This window comes from Rhodococcus sp. 114MFTsu3.1, assembly GCF_000383555.1.
Lineage (GTDB): Bacteria > Actinomycetota > Actinomycetes > Mycobacteriales > Mycobacteriaceae > Rhodococcoides > Rhodococcoides fascians_E.
Genome location: NZ_KB911549.1, coordinates 308,830 through 328,632, shown reverse-complemented (window position 1 = coordinate 328,632; position 19,803 = coordinate 308,830). Strand labels below are relative to the sequence as shown.

Below are 19,803 nucleotides of genomic sequence, written 5' to 3'. Positions count from 1 at the left end.
GTTGTCTCGCAACGGTATATGAAGACCTCGATCGTGATGACCACCAACCGCGGCGTCGGATCGTGGGGTGAAGTTCTCGGCGACAACACCGTCGCCGCAGCCATGCTCGACCGACTCCTGCACCGCTCCGTTGTGCTCAACCTCGACGGAGATTCCTACCGACTCCGCGACCACAACGCACGATCGGAGAAACTCCGCAAAGCCGCCACAGGAACGCGCCAACCGCTACAGTGAACACCGCTCACGAGTGGGGAATTTCGGTGAGCGTGGTTGGGGAACTTCGCTGAGCCTCGTCAGTCCCGCGGATCGCCGATGATCACGGCTTTGCCGCCACCGAGTGGAACGCCTGCGATTGCCGCTTTGTAGGTCATCCCACGTGACAAGCGGAGTACGTCCGTCAAAGCGGCCCCCTGGTCCGAGTAGGGGTAGAACCGGGTGCCACCCAGGGCGGGACCCAGGGTGGTCGAATGGATCGCGATAATCGACTGCAGGCCCGTGGCGTGATCCTCGCAGAAGACGACCTGCTCGTGTGGCAATCCCTCGAGTGCATCGGTCCGGTCGAAGACTGTTGTGTCTGCGACGCCCGCGACGGATTGCGTGCTGAGTGTCATGTTCGAAAGCCCTTCCGAAGAATCATCGTGCATGAGTTCAGGTGTTGGTGCGGTGGTCGACCGATGTGGTCCAGATGCATTGCCTAACCCAGGACAGTTCCGGTGGACTCGGTATTGAATTCCCTGCGCCTGGAGAAGGATCCGAGATGTATCTGCACACCGGTGTGCGGACCCGTGTAGACAACTGGATCGAGATCGTGGTCGTGCCCCGCCTCGACTTTCTCGATCAGAGTAGCCAGCATTCGGCCGACGACAGGTGCGTTCTTGAATTGATTACCGCTGGTGCCCATCGCTACGTAGAAGCCCGGTCGATCGGTCTTGTCATAGATCGGCGTCCAGTCCGAGGCAGCGTCGTACACGCCGGCAATTCCTTTGGGCTGGGACGGTACCGGCAAATGTGGAAGACGCCGAGCTGCTCTGAGGACCTGCGCCTGAAAACGAGCGGCAGTGCGGTTCGGGTTTGCGGTGTCGGGGTCGTCGATCCATTCCAATGGATCGCACTCGGGCTCGGTACCACCTATCAGAAAGCCACCGCCGTGTTCTGGTCGCATATAGGTTCCCAGATCGAGATCGGCGATCATCGGCCCGAGTCGCGCATGGTGGTTGTAGCCTGTCGGCGCCGAGACATGATGAACCTCCTGCCTGAGGGGGCGAACGGTGACGGTGAAATCCGATCCCACTCCTGCCATTGCGTTCAGCGCATTCGACCACGGCCCAGCAGCGTTGACCACGACCGAGGTTTCGACGGTGTCGCCGTTGTCCAGTCGAAGGGCCCACTGCCGCGAGGCATGTTGTTCGATGCCGATCACTGTGGTGCGGAACGAATGGATCGCGCCTTTCGCTGCCGCGGCAGCGCCCAAGTTGGCCGCCGCAAGCTGGGGGTCGTCGACGAAGCCGGCTTCAGGTGTGAACACCGCTCCGAGCGAGGTGTGGGTGTCGGCATAGAATTCCTCGCTGTCAACAGGTTTGGGAGGGTAGTAAGACCCGACATCGATTCCTGGGATCCGATCGCCCAACGTTTTCGAGTCCCACAGCTCGTACCTCACCCCGATCTTGTCGAAGAGTCGAACCGTACGTTCACGTGGGGCGAGGTCCACATCGAGGAATACCATTCCACATTCGTGGAACTGGGCAATTGGTCCGCGGGCGGAGTCGTCCAGATGTTCGCGCCAGCTCTTCCAACAGTGCGCGGCCTCCCATGCTGCAGCCATCCCGTCGTACGTCGAATAGTTGTAGCGTATGACCGCGCTGGAGGCGCTGGTGGAACCGAACCCGGAACCTCCCTCCTTGTCGAGGACCAGGACTTCGTAACCACGAGCAGCAAGTTCGTAAGCGATGGAGTTGCCGATCACCCCGGCTCCCACAACTATCGCATCGGTCGATCGGGGCATCGTTCCTCCAGATTTGTTGTTGCGACGGTGTACACGAAGCGAACCGCTACAACCACAAGTTTTGCCTAGACCGGAGGGCGACGCTATCTCCATTTGTGGATACTTCGGTTGACTACGAACAGAATTTGTCGCGTACGGCGCCCGTACGGAACAGTCAGCCGATCGACGAGTCGTGTGCTTCGGCTATGGACTTCATCTTCAAGCCGAGGTGCAGAGAGAGTCGGTCGTCGCCGTTGTCGAAACTGCAACCGGTGATCTGCTCGATGCGTTTGAGTCGCTGGTAGAGCGTCGCACGGTGAATTCGCAGCAGTTCCGCGGTGCGTCGAATATCGCACGCATTGTCGAAGAATGCGCCGAGGGTAGTCGTCAGTACCTGTTGCTTGTCCGCGGCTTCGAGTGCCTTCACAGGTGAAACCTGTGAAGCTCCGATGATTTCGTCACGGGACAGTCGCAGTAGGACGTCGTAGGGACCCAGGTGGCCCCATCTCGCCACGTCGCCGAGCGAGGGGACGAGCAGTGCAGCGCGAGCTGCGGCCGTCGCGCTGCGATAGGCGCGGTATACCGCGCTGAGCTCGTTCACGGTGTCGCCGACGCCGAGGACGAATCGACTGTCCCGACCACTCAGTTGGCGAAAGCGATAATCCGCGCGTTCGGTGACGCGCTTCAATTGTTGTGGCGTCGGAATATTCTCGAATGCAAGAAGGATCCACGCGCGGGACTTGTCTGCCACCATCAGACCGGCGCCGGTCGGAAGAGTGTCCAGCGCTTCCTGCATCGCGACCTGTACCGCTATGTCGTCCGATGCTTCCACCGAGTGTGCAGTGTCGCGTTGCGCTGCGATGACCTGATAAAGCATCGGTCGCGGGGCGAACAGCTGGTCGGTGACTACATCCTCGACGGCCTGCGTCCTGACCTCTGGAGTTGAGCTGACGAGGTTGCGGAGAATCGATTCGCGACGAGCATTCGACCGCTCATGACGCAGAAGTCGTTCGTACAGCACAATGCCCGCGCGCGAGGCAGTGTCCTCAGCCATTTCGACGTCGGACTCGGTCAGAGGGTTCTCTTCACTGTCGATCAGCCAGAGGAAACCGAGAAGCAGACTCTTGCACCGCACAGGTACACAGAGTCGCTTCTCGCTCCCCGGCACATCGGGCCGCGCGCTACCCGGTTTGATCCAGGTGCCGATGCCGAGAGCGAGAAGTGGCCGCGAAACCTCTTCGGGTACCGCTCGATTCAGAATCGATGCGACGCGCAGGGAGTCTTCGTCGCCGAAGTGTCGACTGGACGCAAGGAGTCGGATGGACGGGTCGTCGATGGCCACAGAACGGCGGAGTCGCCCGGCCAGGTCGTCGACGAGGAGCTGCAGTTCGTCGATGGACATGTGGACTCTCCTCGCAACTCTCGACAGGCACCTTGATGCTAGTGCAGCGCGGTCCGAGACCACCTCGCTCGATCACCGGACATGACATTCCTTCAGATAGCTCAAGAAGGATGCCTGTACTCCGGTGACGTGCGTCTCGTCGAGCATCGAAGTCGACAGGAGCTCCGAACGACCTTGTGCGCGCAGTCCCTCGAGCGCTCTGAGGACATTTCGGGCCAAGCCGCGATACACGGGGACATCGCCCCAGAGTTCTACCTTGTTCAGAGTGACGTGGAGACGTCCGGCGCCTGGGCCGCCGTCGCTCGCTTCCGGAAGGTTTCCGATCATGTCGAACAGTTGGCTGTCTGCGCTGCTGATCCCCGGTGTTCCCGCGCCGACCGTCGAGAAGGGAGTTCCGCCGCGAAGCCACGCGTACAACGCGAAGAGCCCACCGTACGAGAACCCGAACAGCCCGTGACCGGTGTCGCTGACGCGAAGGTGAGAGTGCAGACGAGGGTGCAGTTCGTCGGTCAGAAAGTCCAGAAACGTATCCGCATTGCAGTCCGAGTGTTGCTCGATGTAGGCGTCGATGTCCCGTTGACTCATCGCCCCGGTTTCGCGTGCAGACTCCAATGCAGCCACTACGTCATCGCCGATAGGTTCCCCGGGCGGCACGAGGTCGCGGTTGCGAAGCCGCGCCCAGTCCGATGCCTCGTCACCGGCGTAGCCGACGGTGACTTGAATGTAGGGCGCAATGCTCAGATACGGATCGCGTTGCGTGACGATGAGCGGAGCGGTGAAACCCACGGTCCAGTTGCCGTCCAACACGTAGACCAGTGGCACTGATTCGCTGGATTCTTCGTATCCGGGAGGTGTGGTGATCCAGATTCCGTACCGGTTGCCTGAGCGTGACTCCACTTCGAGGTATTCGGTGTCCGGAAGGCAACCATGCAATATCGCGCTCAACGAATGTCCTTTGCTGTCGTGCCGCTCTTGACTACGAGGACGGCCATCTCGGGATCGGCGAAGACATCGGGGTCTTCGAGAGGGTCTTCCTGCCAGACGGTCAGGTCTGCTCGCATTCCAACCCGCACCATGCCCACGGTGTCGCCCACGCCGAGGATGTTTGCATTGACGCTCGTTGCGGACACCAAGGCCTGCATCGGCGATTCCAACTCCGAACGCACGCGCAACTCGTCGCCGCGCCGTTGCTGATTCGGACCGATGAGGTCGGAACCGAGGCCGATGCGTAGGCCGGACGCGCGGGCAACCTCGAGAGCGGCCGCCATCCGCTCTCGAACTCCTGCTACTCGTTCGACAGTCGCGGGATCGACATCCGCCACCCCGTCGTTCAACAGTTGGTCGATCACGGAGAAGGTGGGCACCATAGCGACGTCGTGCTCGAGCATCAGAGCCGCTGTCTGCTCGTCGATATCGGTGCCGTGTTCTACGCAGCGCACCCCCGCCTGTACTGCGTTGCGAATCCCTTCCTTACCGTGCGCATGCACTGTGACGTACGTGCCTCGTGCTGCGGCTTCCTGCACGGCGACCGCGATTTCCTCGACGGTGAACTGGGTGTCCGCGAGCCGGTCGTGCCCGCCCACGACTCCACCGGTAACGCACAACTTCAGAAACGTGGCACCCCGGCGAAACGTCTCACGCACGTTCTTCCTGAGTTCGTCGGCGTTGCCGGACATCAGCGACAGCGCACACAGCCCGGGAATGTGATGCTGTGTCCACAATTCTGTGGGTTCCCAATCGGCGCCGTAGTATCCGTGCCCGCCGACCTGGCATTGGACAGGGCCACAGGACACGACGTGCGGACCCCGCACCTTGCCCTTGGCGATGACGTCGACGACACCGCGGTCTATGCCACCGGTGTCGCGAACGGTCGTGAAGCCGGCATCGAGGGCGAAGCCAGCCGAGGCGAATATGTCGGCCGCGATCTCGGCGGCAGACAGTTCGAATCCGAACTGTGCTCTGATGGGACTGGACAGACCGAGGTGAACGTGCGCGTCGATCAGTCCGGGGGTGACCAACCTGCCATCCAGATCCACCGTTGTCGCGCCTGCTGGTGCATCGCCGAGGGCGGTGATGATCCCGTTACTCACGCAGACATCCACCGCGGATGGTTCGACACCGGATCCGTCTGCGACTCTTCCTCCTGCGTACCACGTTTCCGTCACACAACCTCCCGGTCTTCGCCTCTTCGGATGTCTCCTCCGTAATGGCAACGATGACGCATGTCTTTCATGTGCTTTCGCCCAGGTCCCATCATGGTGCGTGACCACCGGAACGGACAGTGGCCGCGCGTTGCGACTTGGGCACGGGACCATCGACATATGTCGAGTCCCGGTTCGATCGATTGCTTCGGGAGGTGCCACTGCATCGTTGGGTTTCTCAGCTGTGCAAAGGGCGGTCCGTCCCTGCGATTCTCGATTCCGGTATGCCGCGCCAGAGGACCGGAAGCGCAATCGAAGCGACCGCGGTTGCATAGAACGCCGGCGACAGGTTGCTGCCCGTGGTGTTGACCAGCGTCTCGCATACCAAAGGCGCGGTACCGGCAAAGAGCGCGTACGCAAAGTTGTACGGCAGTGCGGTACCCGTGAATCGAGCATTCGTCGGCATCATCTCGAGGACCGCGAGAAGAGCTGAGGCAAGCAAGGATTGCACGATAACCAAGACGATCAACGCACCTGCGATTGCGACGATGTTTCCCGTGCCGATCAGAACATAGCTGGGAACCGCGACAAGAACCGATGCAACCATTCCGATTCTGACCAGGGGACGCCTGCCTATCCGGTCGACAGTTGCGCCGAAGGCGATGTACAGAGGAACCGCGAGCACCAGGGCACCGGACGTCAGCATCAATGCAGCTGTGCTCGACACTCCTGCAGCGTGTGTCAGGAATGTCGGCATGTAACCGATGAGCATATGAGTAGCGACACCGAGCGACGCGAAGTAGACGAACGCAGTGACCAGAGACCGCCAGTGATTGCGTAACAGATCGGCCAGGGGGCGAGTGAGAAGAGCTTCTTTTTCTTTCATCTCGGTGAAAGCCGGTGTTTCGTCGACCGCAAGCCTCATGAACAGGCCGGCAATTGCGACAACCCCTCCGATGATGAACGGCCAACGCCACCCACCGTCCAGGAAGTACTCTGTGCCAACCGAATTGAACGTCAGTACCGTGATTGTCGCGAGAATGCTGCCGACGAAGGACGAACCGGCAATGATTCCGGCGTAAAGTCCCCGACGGTGGTATGGCGCGTGTTCGACGACGAAGGTGGCTGCTCCGGTGTATTCGCCGCCGGCCGAGAAACCCTGAACCAATCTGCAGACCAGCAGGAGTAGTGGGGCAGCAGCGCCGATGGAGGCGTAGGTCGGCAGAAGCCCGATAGCCGCTGTCGAGCAACCCATGAGCGTAATTGCCAAGGACAGGGATCCTCGGCGGCCGAACCGGTCGCCCAGCCTGCCGAAAACCACGCCGCCTGCGGGCCTGGCGAGGAACGCGACACCGTAGAGTGCAAAGGTGGCGAGCAGAGCGCCGCTGCCGAACTCGGCAGGGAAGAAAACTGTGGCGAGAACTGCGGCGCTGAAGCCGTAAATTGTGAAATCGAACCACTCGACGATGTTCCCCGTTGCGCCGGCGATCAGCGCCTTTCGACGTGTGCGCGCCCGCTCGGGTGAAGTTCTTTCCAGGCTCTCGATACGAGCGTCGGCTGCACCGGTCATGGGGTTCCTCTCGAAGCGGGACTGTAGACGTTTCATCGACGGCGGCGTGGACGCCGAATTCTTTCGAGAACGCCGATCAGAGAACGTCGGGGTCCGAACACTCGTCCCCGCTTTTCGGCGTGACGAAAGCCTATGGCCGGCGATGTAGGCTGCATCACTGCCATATGTTCACAATGTGGGCGAGAACTGCCTGCATTTGTCGAGAGCGACGAGAAGTGCAGCGGGCTGACTACTTGCTTCCGGACGTAACGGCGTGTCACGCGCCGGCGAATTACTACCTATGAGAAGCAAGCTTATTGCAGCCGCACGAGTTAGCGTCGTCATGTGCGGTCTGGCCACCGCTTCGATCTCGACTTCCGGGGTGGCGTCTGCCGGCCCGCAGGACTGTGCCGTCGTGCACGACTCTTTCAGCGCATCGGTAACCTGTCACGACACCGGAGCTCCGCCCCGGAGAGAGTATTTCCTCAGCATCGAATGCTGGGGTCTTCATGGCATCCCCAATGCCTTCCCGTTCTACGCGGTCGGGCCGTACACCGCGTCGACCAGCTCGTTCGGGCCGACAGGTCAGGCATCGGGTACATGCAGCTCGGGGTGGGGTGCGCTTGTGCCGAATGTCGGAGTGGTCACCGGCGCTCACGTGGAGACGTACGTTCAGGGAGGCTGAGTCGCGTTTCCGCACCCCCGAGACCGCGACGGTCAGGGCTGGTCGAGATCGGCAGCGCCCAACGGTATGGGCCGGCTGCACAGTTCTTCGGCCTCGGCGCGTGAAAGTCCGAGTGAGACAAGGATTCCAGCCGTCATGGCGTCGGCGGCGGCTGCGTCGTCGCGGTCGGGTTGCTGCAGGAGTAGTTGCCCGAGGCCGAGGAGAGATCCGGCGACCAACGCCATGGCGAGGTCCGTATCAGGGGCGACGAATCTGCCGGCATCGGTAGCTGCGGCTATGTCGCGTGCAGCCCGCGGAGCCAGGCCCTTCGTCGAGGTGATGAGGGATGGTCCAGAGTTGACCAGAACCCGGCTCAGCTCGGGTTGCAGGCGGAAGAGCCGTCCTGTGATGCGGAAGGACTGTGCAAATATCTCCGCTGGGTCGCTGAGTTCGACGGTGAGTGAATCCAGGTAGTCCCCGAGGGACTCCAGTGCGCTCTCGACTGCGGCAGCGAACAATTCGTCTCTGCTGTCGAAGTGGTTGTAGAACGAGCCCATTCCCACGTCGGCGGCTTGCGTTATCTCCAGGATCGGCGCGTTGGGTTTACCGTCGGCGATGAACCGCTGCGCAGCTGTGATCAGCGCGGAGCGGGTACGAGCCTTGCGGCGTTCGAGCCGGTTTCCTGCAGTGGTCATTCTGCTGGTCGCACCCCTCTTCGCGTGAATGTCCGTCGCCACATTAGACCACCCTCATAGCTGACGATTTAGTCAGAACCCTTGACTGACGGCTCGCTCATAGGTGACGATATCGTCAGAAAGTGGACGAGGGAGGGAACAACGATGGCGGACGCGCACAAGGACATGCACGTCGACCAGGGCGCGCTGCCAGGGGAGCACCCAGGGCGGGCAAAGAATCCGATCGTCAAAGTTCACGACATCGCCTGGCTGGAATTCTGCAAACCGGACCTTCTCCGTGCCGAGGCATTCGCGTCGGCATTCGGGTTCACCGTGACCCATCGTTCGTCCCAGGAGCTTGACCTCCGGGGCACGCAAGGCGGTTCGCCGTGCGTCGTCATCCGCAGAGGCACGCGAACCCGCTTCGTCGGCGCGGCGTTCCAGGCCGTCGACGAGTCCGACGTACTTCGGCTGGGCAAGGCAACCGGACGGCGAGTCGATCGACTGCACGAGAGCATCGGCGGTATCGGGGTCACTCTCCACGATCCGAGCGGACAACCGGTACGCGTGGTCGCCGGCACCCGGGCTCTTCCCGCGCTGACCGGCCAGCGCATCCACCCCCACAACGACGGCGGGAGTCGTACTCGCGTCAACGCGACGTGCCGAACTCCCCATGAACCAGCGCTCGTCGAGCGCATCGGTCACGTCGTCCTCTCGCGCACTCGATATCTCGAAAACCTGAACTGGTACCTGGAACACCTCGGGCTCATCGTGAGTGACTTTCTCTTCTACGAGAATCAGCGCGAACGTGGACCGGTGATGAGCTTCATCCGCTGCGACCGCGGCGACACCCCGACCGACCACCACACCGTGGCGATGACACTGGGACCCTCGGATCGATACGTGCACTCGGCCTACCAGGTGTGTGATCTCGACGCTATCGCCGCGGGAAGCGAGTTCCTGACCGAACGCGGCTACCGCCACTCGTGGGGGATCGGCCGACACATCCAGGGAAGCCAGATCTTCGATTATTGGCGCGATCCCGACGGTTTCCTGGTCGAGCACTTCAGCGACGGCGACCTGTTCGACAGCTCGCTCGAACCCGGTTGGGCCCCGATGACTGCGTCGGGCCTCGCCCAATGGGGACCGCCGGCAACACGAGATTTCCTCGGCATCGCGCCCGGACGGCAATCGTTGGGGGAACTGCGGTCGATCATCTCGTCGCTACGACACGACAACGAATTCGACGCCCAGCGCTTGCGGGGCCTGCTGAAAGTAGCCAACTCATGACTGTTTCGATTCTCCGTACCGTCGACGCCTGGTGGGTGCACACGCCAGGCGGCGCCGTCCGAGTCGGCACCGACGCGGTGACGACAGCCGAGCTCCTTGCCGACCGGGCCGCGATCGACGCCGCACGCCGCGGTTCGGCGACCGCGTCGGTGGAGGGTCTGGCGCTGGTCTCACCGGTGACCGCGCCGTGCAGGGTCGTCGCGCAGATGACCAATTACGTGACACACGTGAGGGATTCGGGGATGAACCCGGAGACGGTGCCGCTGACGTTCTTCCGCAAGGCATCGGGGTCCATCAGTGGTCCGGCAGACGACATCGTCAAGCCCGCGCATGTGCAACTGCTCGATTACGAGATCGAGATCGGGCTCGTCTTCGGCGCATCGATGACCGTGGGCACGGCACTCGACGAGAACAACATGGCCGACTACATTGCAGCTCTCGTCATCACCAACGATGTGTCCGCCCGGGACGTACAACTGCCAAAAACTCAGTTCTACGAGGGAAAGTCGTACCCCACGTTCACGCCCGCCGGACCGGTGTTGCTGCTCCTCGAGGCGGGCGACTTCAGCCGCTTCACCGATCTCTGCCTCACCCTGCGCGTGAACGGTGAAGTACGGCAGAACAGCACGGTCGCGGACATGATCTACCACCCGTTGGACACGTTGCGAACGTTGACACGATTTCAGCGTATGGACCCGGGTGATCTCTTGCTGACGGGCACTCCAGGCGGGACAGCGCTGACGGCGCCCGCCAAACCGATCGAGATCATCGGCTCGCTCCTCCCTCCCGCACTCAAATGGAAGATCTTCTTCAAGAAACAGTCGTCCAACCCGTCGTATCTGCAGGACGGCGATGTGCTGGAACTGGCCGTGTCGACACCCGATGGGGCACTCGATCTCGGCATTCAACGGACCAGGGTTCGGTATGCCTGAGTCCGTCGATCACCACCCGGTCGTGATCATCGGCTCGGGGCCCACCGGGATGACGGCCGCACTGTTGTTGGCGCAGTACGGAATCAGCTGTTCCATCATGGACCGCTGGGAGGGTGTGTACCCGCAGCCTCGGGCGGTGCACATGGACGACGAGGTCTACCGAATACTCGGTGGCCTCGGGTTGGCCGAAGAGTTCGCGGCGATCTCCAGACCGGCCCGCGGGTTGCAGTTGGTCGACCGACGCCTCACGACGCTCGCAGTGTTCGATCGAGACCCCGACCTCAGGCCGCACGGCTTTCCGCAGGCCAACATGTTCGATCAACCCGACCTCGAGCATCTCATGCGGTCGCGGCTGTCCTCGCTCGCCGGCGTCCACATGGCAGGCGGCTGCACCGTCGTCGACGTCGCGAACAGGCGGGACCACTGCGTCGTGACATACCTCGATACACGCACTGGAGAACGCTGTGCCGTCACCGCGGACTATGTACTCGGATGCGACGGAGCGAACAGCACCGTGCGGTCATCGATCGGATCGAGAATGCTCGACCTCGGCTTCGAGCAACGATGGCTGGTGATCGACATCGCCACCGAGGCCGAGCTCGATTTGTGGGAGGGTGTGCACCAGGTGTGCGACACCGAACGCGCCGCAACCTACATGCGTATCGGCCACACCCGTCATCGGTGGGAATTCCGGCTCCGCGACACCGAAACTGCCGACGATTTCGATGATCTCGACAGTGTCCGCCCTCTGCTGACGCCATGGCTAGGTACTGCGGATCGGGACGCACTGCACCTGATCAGATCCACCGAGTACACCTTCCGTGCCCGAGTGGTCGACCGGTGGCGCGATCGTCGCATCTTCGTGCTCGGCGACGCAGCGCACCTGACGCCGCCGTTCATCGGGCAGGGCATGGGCGCGGGTGTGCGCGACGCGATGAACCTGGTCTGGAAACTGGTAGGCGTCATGAACGGATCCTTCGCCGACGACACTCTCGACTCCTACGAAGCGGAGCGCAAACCTCACGTGACGTCGTCGATTCGATTGGCCGTGGCAATCGGGAGGGCAATGACCGGTGGGGGAGCGATCACCGACGCCGTGCGCAAGTCCGTCGCGCCCGTCCTCGGACACCTACCCATGATCGGAGCACAGGTGACCGACAGTACCTCGCCGCGCCTGTCGCCCTCCAATTTCGTTACGCGAAAAGTATTGTCGCGTGGGCTCGCCGGATCGCTGTGTCCCAACGCCGTCGTCGATCGCGGGAGGAGGGTCGACGACGTTGCCCCAGGGTGCTTCCTGTTCGTCTCCACCACACCGCTCACCCGCGAGCAGAACACGGAAGTTGTCCGCCGAGGCGCAACCGCACTGGAGGTCCCGCAATCCTCGGAACTCGGGATGTGGCTGCATCGACGCCGCGCCAACGCTGCCATCGTGCGGCCGGACAGAACCGTGATGGCCGCAGGCCGGTCGGTGCCGTCACTGCACACTCGGTTGCCGAGTTGCGCCTATCGAATTGTCAGGAGCTCCGGTGACCGTTGACTCGTCGGTCCCCCGATACCGACAGAACATCTACGACGTCGACGCGATCGTCGACCCGTATCCCCACTACCAGCGGCTGCGCGCCTTGGGTCCTGCGGTGTGGTTGCCGCACCAACGCGTCTATGCCGTATCGCGTTACGCGGACTGCAAGGCGGTGCTGCTGGACGACGAGTCGTTCATCTCCGGCGACGGAGTGTCGCTCAACGCCGTCGCGAATCGCCTGGGGCGCGGCACGACGCTTAACAGCGACGCGGACGACCATGCGACCAAGAGATCCGTTCTGGCGCACCGCATGACCCCCAAAGCCCTGAGAAAGATGACCACGACAGTGGAGGAGGCCGCCGACGGAGTGGTCGATCGAGCGATGTCGATGCTGGACGTCGATGGGGTCGAGGACTTGGCGATGATCCTTCCGCTGTCGGTCGTTCCCGATCTGGTCGGATGGCCGGAGGACGGCCGCGAGGAGCTGTTGCGCTGGGCCGGAGCGACATTCGACGCAATGGGACCGGTGAATTGCCGGTCGGTCGGTGCTGCGAAGGCCGTGGCGGAAATGATGGCGTTCGCACGTCGCGTCGTGAAGAACAGATCGGTGCTGGAAGGAAGCATGGGCGGCGATGTGCTCACTGCCGCCGACGAGGGCACGATCGACCCGAAGGCGTGCCCTGCGTTGATGGTGGATTACATGGCGCCATCTCTGGACACCACCATCGGAGCCATCTCGAGTGCGCTGTACCTGTTCTCGCAGCACCCGGAGCAGTGGCAGGCGGTGCGGGCCGACCCCACGCTCATCCCAGGCGCCGTCAACGAGGTGGTCCGGTTCGAGTCGCCGCTACGCGCGTTCTCGCGCAAAGCAGCGCGCGACGTCGACATCGGTGGAGTTCCGATTCCGCGTGGGAGCCGCCTGTTGGTGATTTACGCCTCGGCCAACCGTGATGCTGCCGAATGGGATCGACCCGACTCGTTCGACATCACCCGCGATGCTGCTCGGCAGCTCGGCTTCGGGTCCGGCGTGCACGGTTGCGCCGGCCAGGGTTTGGCACGGTTGGAAGCACGATCGATGCTGCAGGCGCTGGCGCGTCGGGTCGAACGAATCGAACTGACCGGAGAGCCGAAGTGGGCCGTCAACAACATCATTCACCGGCTCGAACGGCTACCGCTCGAGCTGGTACCGAGCAGGGGAGAGCAAGCATGAGGATCGACGTCGACTGGGATCGCTGTGAAGGCCACGGACTGTGTGAAGAGGCCGCACACGAGGTGTTCAGCCTCGACGACGACGGCGAACTGCACTACGCGTACGACCACCAGGACGTGCCCGAGGAGCAGGTCGCTGCGGTGCGGTCCGCGATCGGCGCCTGCCCGGTGGCCGCGCTGCGCGAACAGAAATGAACGCAGCTCCGATCGTCGTCGTCGGTCGGTCGACAGCCGGTTGCCCGGCCGCCCGTGAGCTCCGAGCCCTCGGTCACGACGGGGACATCGTCATGATCGGTGGGGATCCGGACGGGTCGTACTCACGGCCGCCGCTCTCCAAGCACGTCCTGAACTACGGCAGCGGCACGTCGGCCCGGTGGGATCTGTCCGACTTGGACATCACCGAACTGAACTCTGCTGCAACACGGTTGAACCCAGACCGAAAGACCGTTGCTCTCTCGGACGGAACCGACGTCGAGTACGGCACACTCGTCGTCGCGACAGGCGCCGATGCTCGACGCCTGGCTCGGGTCGGCCAAGCGGGGGAACTGGTCGTCAGAACCCATGACGACGCACGGGTCCTGCGTTCCCGGCTGGACGCGGCATCGTCGGCGATCATCGTCGGCGCAGGCTTCCTCGGAATGGAAATCGCCTCGGCGTGCGTCCGACGCACTATCGAGACAACGGTCGTCGACGTGGATCCTCCTCTGGAGCGAGTTCTCGGAAGCTTCCTTGCTGCGGCCATCGAAGAGCGCCTGGCGGAGAACAGCGGAAGTATGCTGCGCCCTGCGGGGCCGGTAACGCTGTCCGGCAGTCCCGTGGACGGGATCGTCCTGCCGGATCGCACTGCGCTGCATGCCGATGTCGTTGTCAGTTGTGTGGGGGAGGTGCCGGCCTCCGACTGGCTCGACGGTACCGGCGTTGCGGATCGAGACGGTGTGGGGATAGGAGAGGACTGCTCGACGTCGGTACCCGACGTGTTCGCTGCCGGCGACGTCACGTACTTCCGGGAGCCGTCGAGATATCCCCGACGCGGACCGTTCTGGTCCAACGCTGTGGCTCAGGGCAGGGTTGCTGCAGCATCCGCGCTCGGAGCAGCCGCTCGGTGCGCTCCGGTCGACGACTACTTCTGGACCGAGGTGCTCGGGTTGTCCATCAAGGCGGTAGGTCCGCTGCCACTCGTCGGTGAACCGGAAATTGTCACCGGTTCGGTGGACGACGGGTCGGCCCTGCTGCGCTGGACGCACCCGGACGGTCGAAAGACTCTGGTGGCGTACGGGCTTCGCATGTCAGTGGGAAAGCTCCGCGCACTCGCGCGGGCGGAACAGGGGCAAGGATGAAGACAGCAATCGTGACCGGCGCATCGTCGGGAATCGGCCGCGCTTCGAGGCCGTAATGCGAGTGCAATACGACGGTCACGGCCCGGTAGCGGGCTCGTCTTAGTTTGAGGCATGAAGTCTTTGAGGCATCCCGCTGCACAGATCGGTCTCGCTGCGATCGGCGGCATTGTCTTCGGTCTGCTCGTCGGTGAGTGGGCAGCGAACCTGAAGTTCATCGGAGACCTGTTCATCCGTCTGATCCAGATGTCCATCGTTCCGTTGGTGATGGCATCGGTCATCGTCGCCACCGGATCCATGTCGGGCACCGGTACCGGAAAGATCGCGTTCCGAACGTTCAAGTGGATGATCGGGTTCTCGTTCGTTGCGGCTGTCTTGGCTTGGGTGCTCAGCAGTCTCGTGCGGCCGGGGTCGGGAATGGTGTTCACGCAAGAGTTGGACCCGAGCCTGGAGGAATCGGCGGGGGAAGCACTCGGATGGCAGGACACGCTGCTGAACTTCGTGTCCACCAACGTGTTCGACGCGATGTCCACCGCGACGATGGTGCCGATCATCGTCTTCTCGCTGCTGTTCGGAATCGCACTGCGCATCCACGTGAACAAGACCGGCGACACCGGCGTCCTGAGGCTGTTCGATCAGATTCAACAGATCGTCCTCACGATGATCCGTCTCGTCATGGTGATCGCCCCCATCGGCGTGTTCTGTCTACTGGCAGCTCTCGCAGGAGACGTCGGCTTCTCGGTGGTCTCGACGGCGCTGAAGTATCTGGGCACGACACTCATCGGCGTCATCGTCCTGTTCGCGCTGTTCGTCGCTGTCGTGGCAGCACGAACTCGTCTCAGCCCATGGAAGCTGCCGAACAAGCTCACCGAGCAGACCATCGTCGCAGTGACGACGACGAGTTCGGCCGTCACCTTCCCGACGGTGCTCAAGAACACTGTCGAAAAGGTGGGAGTAAGTCAGAAGGTCGCCAACTTCACGCTGTCCATCGGCCTGACGATGGGTTCCTACGGCGCGGTCCTGAACTACATGATCGTGGTGATGTTCCTCGCGCAAGCCGGAAACATCGACCTGAGCATCGGACAGATCGCCCTCGGTATGGGATTGGCGATCCTCCTCAACATGGGCACCATCACCGTTCCGGGCGGATTTCCCGTCGTCGCGATGTTCCTGGCCACCTCGCTCGGCCTGCCGTTCGAAGCCGTCGGGCTGCTGATCGCAGTCGATTGGTTCGCCGGAATCTTCCGTACCTTCCTCAATGTCAACGGTGACACGTTCGTGGCGATGCTCGTTGCCAACGCCGACGACGAGATCGACCGCGACGTCTACAACGGGACCAAGACCGTGATCGCGGAGGAAATAGATCTGGACGACTACCAGGGCGTCATGGCACGAGCGGATCAGGCCGACTGAGCACCGGGATCTGTTGCTCACAGCGCCCCACGGACAGGTGAATTTCCACGTGGTCACCGTCGTCGATGTCCTCGGGGCGGCGTAGCGCGACCTTCAACGGCACCAGGTATGCACCGTCCTTCGGGATCAGAGAAGTCTCGATTTCGGTGTCACCGATCTTCACCCGAGCGGGGATGACGCCCCATCCGTAGGTCAGCTCACCGAGGTGAGCGTGCAGAAAGTCGTCGACGTGCGCGGGAGTGGCCGCGAAGTAGAACGGCGCGGGACCGCGCCACTGGAACACCTCGGCGTCGAAGACCCAGTCCATGGCCGAAGTGTACGACCGGTTCACGGCACGCGGAGTCCCGGCACTTCTCCTGTTCTTGCGGTCTCGGACGCGATCTCGTGCAGCTTGCGATTGGTGAGCGACGACTCCCGACGAAGCATGTCGAAAGCAGCGTCGCGATCCACCTTGGCCGTGGCCATGACGACTCCGATCGCGATGCCGATCTCACGGCTACGAACAAGCGCGGAGGCCAGGTGGTCTGCCCGCTCCCGTGCACCGGCGTATGCCAACCGAAGGGCCGACTGGTCAGCGAAACGTGCACACCGATCCAGGACGTCGTGTGTGAACGTGCGTGGTTCCGTCGAGTAGAACGTCATCACCCCCAGCTCGACGTCGTCGAGAAGCAGTAGGAAGCTCGCTGTCGAGCGCACCCCGGTACGAGCCAAGATCTCCTGGGAATACTCCGGACGGTCTAATTCGGTGGCCATGTCGTCGACCACGACGGCTCTTCGGCCGTCGATGACCGCCTCGGTCGCCGAGTACCCGGTGATCGACGCGACCTCCAGAGCTGTGCGCATCACCGCTGGATCGGTCGCGGCGACGATGATGGGTCGGGCACGGTCGGTCATCGCAGTGATCGACGCACCCGTGCATCCCACGGTCGCCACGGCCAGGTCGACGATGTTCTGGCAGGTCCGATCGGTGTCGGACCCGCTGTTCGGCCGTCTGATGTCGGACCAGCTTTCGACTATCGACTTCGCGCCCACAGACGACCTACTTCCGTACTTGTTCGGATTCGACATCGGAGGTCGAATCGAGGAGCTGATTCTGGCACGGGTCGTGCCGAGGCAAACGTGTGGCGTCGCGTACAAAACACACTGGTCGGACCTTTTTTCTTCAATCAATTCGCGGCCGAGAGCTTCATGGATCGCTCGCAGGTAGTGTGGCGCAGATCACTTACTTCTTCGCGTTTGTTTTTCTTCGTTCGAACCGACTTAAAGCTGCCGGTTCCCACCGGCCGATCGACCCTCGAACGCCGTACACGCTGTGCGACGTCGCGAACGACATGGAGGAACCTGATGTCCGACTTCATCGACAAAGCGCAACACAAGGCCGACGAACTCGCCGGTGATGCGAAGGAGCGCATCGGCAACGCCACCGGCGACGACGAACTCCGCGGTAGCGGGGCGGCGCAGAAGGCCAAGGGCAATGCCCATCAACTCGCCGACACCGTGTCCGACGGCGCCGAGGAACTGGGCGACAAGGCGTCGGAGGTCGCTGACAAGGCAGCAGACGTCGTATCCGACGCGGCCGATTCGGCAACCAAAGCAGCCTCCTCGCTCGCCGACACCGCGGCATCGACCGCAGCCGACGCCAAGGCGTCGGTCACGGACTTGGCCGACAATGCAGCATCCAAGGTCCGCGAGGTCGACGTCGACAGCGTCGTGGACACGGCGACATCTCCTCGAACCGTGGCCGTCGTCGCCGCTGTGATCGGCGCCGGGACGATCGCGTTCGTCATTGCCAGGAGAAACCGTCGTCAGCGTCAGCTGAAGGCCGCGCCGACTCGCGCAGTGCGGGCACTGGCGCGGAGCATCGAATCGAAGTCCCTCTTCGACCGCTGATGGTCTCTCGCATCGACGGGTTCCAGCGCAAGCACCCGGCAGCAGGGTTCCCGCTCGCGGTCGTCTACAAATTCCTCGACGACCGCGGCGGATACCTGGCGGCATTGATCGCCTACTACGCGTTTCTGTCGCTGTTCCCGCTGCTGCTGCTGTTCACCACCCTGCTCGGCATCGTGCTGGCGGGCAATCCCGATCTGCAGGAACGCATCCTCGACTCGGCGATGAGTCAGATCCCGGTCATCGGAGACCAGCTCGGCGAGCCCGACCGGCTCAGTGGCGGCGTCACGGCAATCGTGATCGGTGTGGCCGGCTCGTTGTACGGCGGTCTCGGGGTGTCACTGGCGGTGCAACACGCGTTGAACACTGCGTGGTCCGTCCCGCGCAACAACCAGCCGGACCCGATTCGCGCCCGAGTGCGCGGGCTGCTGCTGCTCAGCACCGTCGGCAGCGCGATCATCGGTTTGACCGTGCTGAACGTCGTCGCGTCGTCCGGCCTGTTCGGCTTCGCCGGTGGTGTGTCGGCGATCCTGGGCGCGATCGCGCTCAACAGTGCGGTGTTCGCTGCCGCGTTCCGTATCGGAACCGCGCGGCCATTGAGTGTCCGCGACGTGCTGCCCGGAGCCGTTGCAGCCGCGGTGATCTGGCAGGCTCTGCAATCCTTCGGCGGTATCTACATCCGCTACGTCGTCGGCAACGTCAGCACAAGCAACGGTGTGTTCGCAATCGTGCTGGGGCTGTTGGGTTTTCTGTACGTGGCGTCGGTTCTGATCGTGATCTGTATCGAGATCAACGCAGTTCGAGTAGACCACCTTCATCCGCGCGCGCTGCTGACACCGTTCACCGACAATGTCGAACTCACCGAGGGCGACAAGAACTCGTACACCGGGCAAGCGGAAGCTCAACGCAACAAAGGGTTCCAGGAAATCACCGTCACCTACGAAGACAACCCGCAGAACGACTGAATCGCGTGCAGTTCAGAAGTCGAAATCTGTGCTTCGTGAAACGGATTCCCACGACTCGGCGTCGGCGCGCAGGGCGTCGAGCGCACCGGTGAATCCGTCGACCGCGTCGTTGCCGAGGAGCAGCAGGAACGGGGGATCTTCGGATTCGACTGCGTCGACGACAGCTTGTGCTGCCTTGACCGGGTCACCTGGCTGGTTGCCGTGCGCTGTGTCGTTCTCGATCCGGCGCGCACCGGCCGTGGCTGCGTACTCGGCGATGGGGGAGGCGGACTGGGTCAGGGATCTGCCCGCGAAGTCCGTGCGAAACGCGCCGGGTTCGACCGTGAGGGCGCGGATGCCCAGGGGGGCGACCTCTCGACGAAGCGACAGTGTGAGCGCCTCGATGGCGGCTTTGACCGCGGCGTAATACCCGGACCCGGCGGGTGAAAGGCGCGCTCCGATCGACGAGATGTTGACGATCGTTCCGGAGCGACGGGCGCGCATTCCCGGCAGAACGGCCTTGATCGTGCGCACGGTACCGAAGACATGGGTGTCGAACAACCGGCGGACCGGACCGTCCTCGCCCTCTTCGACCGCGGAGCGATATCCGTAGCCCGCATTGTTGACGAGTACGTCGACTGCACCGAACCTCTCGGTAGCGGCGTCGACGGCAGCAGAGACCTGAGTGTCGTCGGTGACGTCCAGAGCGATCGCGAGTGAGGTGTCGGGGTAGCGGGCAGCGATGTCGGCGACCTTCGATACGTCGCGCGCGGTCACCACCACCTGATGACCACGTGCCAATGCTGTCTCGGCCAGATGCCTTCCGAGGCCCGTCGAGCATCCGGTGATGAGCCACGTTGTCAT

19 protein-coding genes and 1 pseudogene are annotated in these 19,803 nt (G+C 62.8%); 10 read left to right on the top strand and 10 right to left on the bottom strand.

What is annotated here, in order from left to right; genetic code table 11:
- Window positions 1–234, top strand: a 234-nt coding sequence (locus tag H292_RS0113600) for an ATP-binding protein (protein WP_196806170.1), incomplete at its 5' end; no start/stop codon positions are given.
- Between the two features lie 68 nt (window positions 235–302).
- Here the strand turns inward: H292_RS0113600 and H292_RS0113595 are convergent.
- From H292_RS0113595 to H292_RS0113560, 7 genes and pseudogenes are all read right to left on the bottom strand, one after another.
- Window positions 303–611 (bottom strand): annotated as a pseudogene (locus H292_RS0113595) (Glu/Leu/Phe/Val dehydrogenase dimerization domain-containing protein); the annotation flags it as partial.
- Between the two features lie 83 nt (window positions 612–694).
- Window positions 695–2,002 (bottom strand): NAD(P)/FAD-dependent oxidoreductase, encoded by a 1,308-nt coding sequence (locus tag H292_RS0113590; protein ID WP_027498810.1) that lies wholly within the window; start codon window positions 2,000–2,002, stop codon window positions 695–697.
- A 154-nt stretch (window positions 2,003–2,156) separates the two neighbouring features.
- The gene (locus H292_RS0113585) at window positions 2,157–3,383 is read right to left on the bottom strand and encodes a PucR family transcriptional regulator (RefSeq protein ID WP_020111766.1); all 1,227 of its coding nucleotides are present in this window, start codon (window positions 3,381–3,383) and stop codon (window positions 2,157–2,159) included.
- Window positions 3,384–3,455: 72 nt separating this feature from the next.
- Window positions 3,456–4,328, bottom strand: a complete 873-nt coding sequence (locus H292_RS0113580) for an alpha/beta hydrolase (protein ID WP_027498809.1) — start codon at window positions 4,326–4,328, stop codon at window positions 3,456–3,458.
- Window positions 4,325–5,473 carry a metal-dependent hydrolase family protein gene (locus H292_RS0113575; protein WP_231383835.1) on the bottom strand — a complete coding sequence of 383 codons (1,149 nt, stop codon included), beginning with the start codon at window positions 5,471–5,473 and terminating at the stop codon, window positions 4,325–4,327. The genes H292_RS0113580 and H292_RS0113575 overlap by 4 nt, the downstream gene beginning before the upstream one ends.
- Before the next feature lie 289 nt (window positions 5,474–5,762).
- Complete coding sequence (locus H292_RS0113570) at window positions 5,763–7,094, bottom strand: MFS transporter (RefSeq protein WP_020111763.1); 1,332 nt, start codon at window positions 7,092–7,094, stop codon at window positions 5,763–5,765.
- A gap of 696 nt (window positions 7,095–7,790) precedes the next feature.
- Window positions 7,791–8,432 (bottom strand): TetR/AcrR family transcriptional regulator, encoded by a 642-nt coding sequence (locus H292_RS0113560; protein WP_037188415.1) that lies wholly within the window; start codon window positions 8,430–8,432, stop codon window positions 7,791–7,793.
- Between the two features lie 144 nt (window positions 8,433–8,576).
- Between H292_RS0113560 and H292_RS0113555 the strand changes: the two genes are divergently transcribed.
- The 7 genes from H292_RS0113555 to H292_RS0113525 all read left to right on the top strand — a co-directional run bounded on the left by H292_RS0113555 (window position 8,577) and on the right by H292_RS0113525 (window position 16,108).
- The gene (locus tag H292_RS0113555; protein WP_020111761.1) at window positions 8,577–9,701 is read left to right on the top strand and encodes a VOC family protein; all 1,125 of its coding nucleotides are present in this window, start codon (window positions 8,577–8,579) and stop codon (window positions 9,699–9,701) included.
- The gene (locus H292_RS0113550) at window positions 9,698–10,633 is read left to right on the top strand and encodes a fumarylacetoacetate hydrolase family protein (RefSeq protein ID WP_027498808.1); all 936 of its coding nucleotides are present in this window, start codon (window positions 9,698–9,700) and stop codon (window positions 10,631–10,633) included. Before H292_RS0113555 ends, H292_RS0113550 begins: the two co-directional genes overlap by 4 nt.
- Entirely contained in the window at window positions 10,626–12,170 is a 1,545-nt protein-coding gene (gene mhpA / locus H292_RS0113545) for a bifunctional 3-(3-hydroxy-phenyl)propionate/3-hydroxycinnamic acid hydroxylase MhpA (protein ID WP_020111759.1), read from the top strand. The genes H292_RS0113550 and mhpA overlap by 8 nt, the downstream gene beginning before the upstream one ends.
- Window positions 12,160–13,362: a cytochrome P450 gene (locus tag H292_RS0113540; RefSeq protein ID WP_020111758.1), complete on the top strand. Its 1,203-nt coding sequence runs from the start codon at window positions 12,160–12,162 to the stop codon at window positions 13,360–13,362. The genes mhpA and H292_RS0113540 overlap by 11 nt, the downstream gene beginning before the upstream one ends.
- The gene (locus H292_RS0113535) at window positions 13,359–13,556 is read left to right on the top strand and encodes a ferredoxin (RefSeq protein ID WP_019664872.1); all 198 of its coding nucleotides are present in this window, start codon (window positions 13,359–13,361) and stop codon (window positions 13,554–13,556) included. Before H292_RS0113540 ends, H292_RS0113535 begins: the two co-directional genes overlap by 4 nt.
- Window positions 13,553–14,698 (top strand): NAD(P)/FAD-dependent oxidoreductase, encoded by a 1,146-nt coding sequence (locus H292_RS0113530; RefSeq protein WP_020111757.1) that lies wholly within the window; start codon window positions 13,553–13,555, stop codon window positions 14,696–14,698. Before H292_RS0113535 ends, H292_RS0113530 begins: the two co-directional genes overlap by 4 nt.
- A 111-nt stretch (window positions 14,699–14,809) precedes the next feature.
- On the top strand, window positions 14,810–16,108 hold the full coding sequence (locus tag H292_RS0113525) for a dicarboxylate/amino acid:cation symporter (RefSeq protein WP_020111756.1): 1,299 nt from the start codon (window positions 14,810–14,812) through the stop codon (window positions 16,106–16,108).
- Here the strand turns inward: H292_RS0113525 and H292_RS0113520 are convergent.
- Window positions 16,080–16,415 carry a DUF1905 domain-containing protein gene (locus H292_RS0113520; RefSeq protein WP_020111755.1) on the bottom strand — a complete coding sequence of 112 codons (336 nt, stop codon included), beginning with the start codon at window positions 16,413–16,415 and terminating at the stop codon, window positions 16,080–16,082. The genes H292_RS0113525 and H292_RS0113520 overlap by 29 nt on opposite strands.
- A gap of 20 nt (window positions 16,416–16,435) precedes the next feature.
- Window positions 16,436–17,140 (bottom strand): GAF and ANTAR domain-containing protein, encoded by a 705-nt coding sequence (locus H292_RS0113515; RefSeq protein ID WP_231383834.1) that lies wholly within the window; start codon window positions 17,138–17,140, stop codon window positions 16,436–16,438.
- Window positions 17,141–17,452: 312 nt separating this feature from the next.
- On the opposite strand from H292_RS0113515, the gene H292_RS0113510 reads away from it, so the two are divergent.
- Both H292_RS0113510 and H292_RS0113505 read left to right on the top strand, forming a co-directional pair.
- Window positions 17,453–17,998, top strand: a complete 546-nt coding sequence (locus tag H292_RS0113510; protein WP_019664865.1) for a CsbD family protein — start codon at window positions 17,453–17,455, stop codon at window positions 17,996–17,998.
- Window positions 17,998–18,960: a YihY/virulence factor BrkB family protein gene (locus tag H292_RS0113505; RefSeq protein WP_019664864.1), complete on the top strand. Its 963-nt coding sequence runs from the start codon at window positions 17,998–18,000 to the stop codon at window positions 18,958–18,960. The genes H292_RS0113510 and H292_RS0113505 overlap by 1 nt, the downstream gene beginning before the upstream one ends.
- 12 nt (window positions 18,961–18,972) lie before the next feature.
- Here H292_RS0113505 and H292_RS0113500 read toward each other — a convergent pair whose 3' ends face one another.
- Window positions 18,973–19,803, bottom strand: coding sequence for an oxidoreductase (locus H292_RS0113500; RefSeq protein WP_027498807.1), 831 nt, complete (start codon window positions 19,801–19,803; stop codon window positions 18,973–18,975).

What these genes read in the sequence shown, in the direction of transcription:
- mhpA (WP_020111759.1), top strand. Translation starts at nt 10,626, where the DNA reads ATGCCTGAGTCCGTCGATCACCACCCGGTCGTGATCATCGGCTCGGGG.
- H292_RS0113500 (WP_027498807.1), bottom strand. Translation starts at nt 19,803, where the DNA reads ATGACAACGTGGCTCATCACCGGATGCTCGACGGGCCTCGGAAGGCAT.
- H292_RS0113530 (WP_020111757.1), top strand. Translation starts at nt 13,553, where the DNA reads ATGAACGCAGCTCCGATCGTCGTCGTCGGTCGGTCGACAGCCGGTTGC.
- H292_RS0113560 (WP_037188415.1), bottom strand. Translation starts at nt 8,432, where the DNA reads ATGACCACTGCAGGAAACCGGCTCGAACGCCGCAAGGCTCGTACCCGC.
- H292_RS0113510 (WP_019664865.1), top strand. Translation starts at nt 17,453, where the DNA reads ATGTCCGACTTCATCGACAAAGCGCAACACAAGGCCGACGAACTCGCC.
- H292_RS0113525 (WP_020111756.1), top strand. Translation starts at nt 14,810, where the DNA reads ATGAAGTCTTTGAGGCATCCCGCTGCACAGATCGGTCTCGCTGCGATC.
- H292_RS0113570 (WP_020111763.1), bottom strand. Translation starts at nt 7,094, where the DNA reads ATGACCGGTGCAGCCGACGCTCGTATCGAGAGCCTGGAAAGAACTTCA.
- H292_RS0113550 (WP_027498808.1), top strand. Translation starts at nt 9,698, where the DNA reads ATGACTGTTTCGATTCTCCGTACCGTCGACGCCTGGTGGGTGCACACG.
- H292_RS0113555 (WP_020111761.1), top strand. Translation starts at nt 8,577, where the DNA reads ATGGCGGACGCGCACAAGGACATGCACGTCGACCAGGGCGCGCTGCCA.
- H292_RS0113585 (WP_020111766.1), bottom strand. Translation starts at nt 3,383, where the DNA reads ATGTCCATCGACGAACTGCAGCTCCTCGTCGACGACCTGGCCGGGCGA.
- H292_RS0113535 (WP_019664872.1), top strand. Translation starts at nt 13,359, where the DNA reads ATGAGGATCGACGTCGACTGGGATCGCTGTGAAGGCCACGGACTGTGT.
- H292_RS0113590 (WP_027498810.1), bottom strand. Translation starts at nt 2,002, where the DNA reads ATGCCCCGATCGACCGATGCGATAGTTGTGGGAGCCGGGGTGATCGGC.
- H292_RS0113505 (WP_019664864.1), top strand. Translation starts at nt 17,998, where the DNA reads ATGGTCTCTCGCATCGACGGGTTCCAGCGCAAGCACCCGGCAGCAGGG.
- H292_RS0113520 (WP_020111755.1), bottom strand. Translation starts at nt 16,415, where the DNA reads ATGGACTGGGTCTTCGACGCCGAGGTGTTCCAGTGGCGCGGTCCCGCG.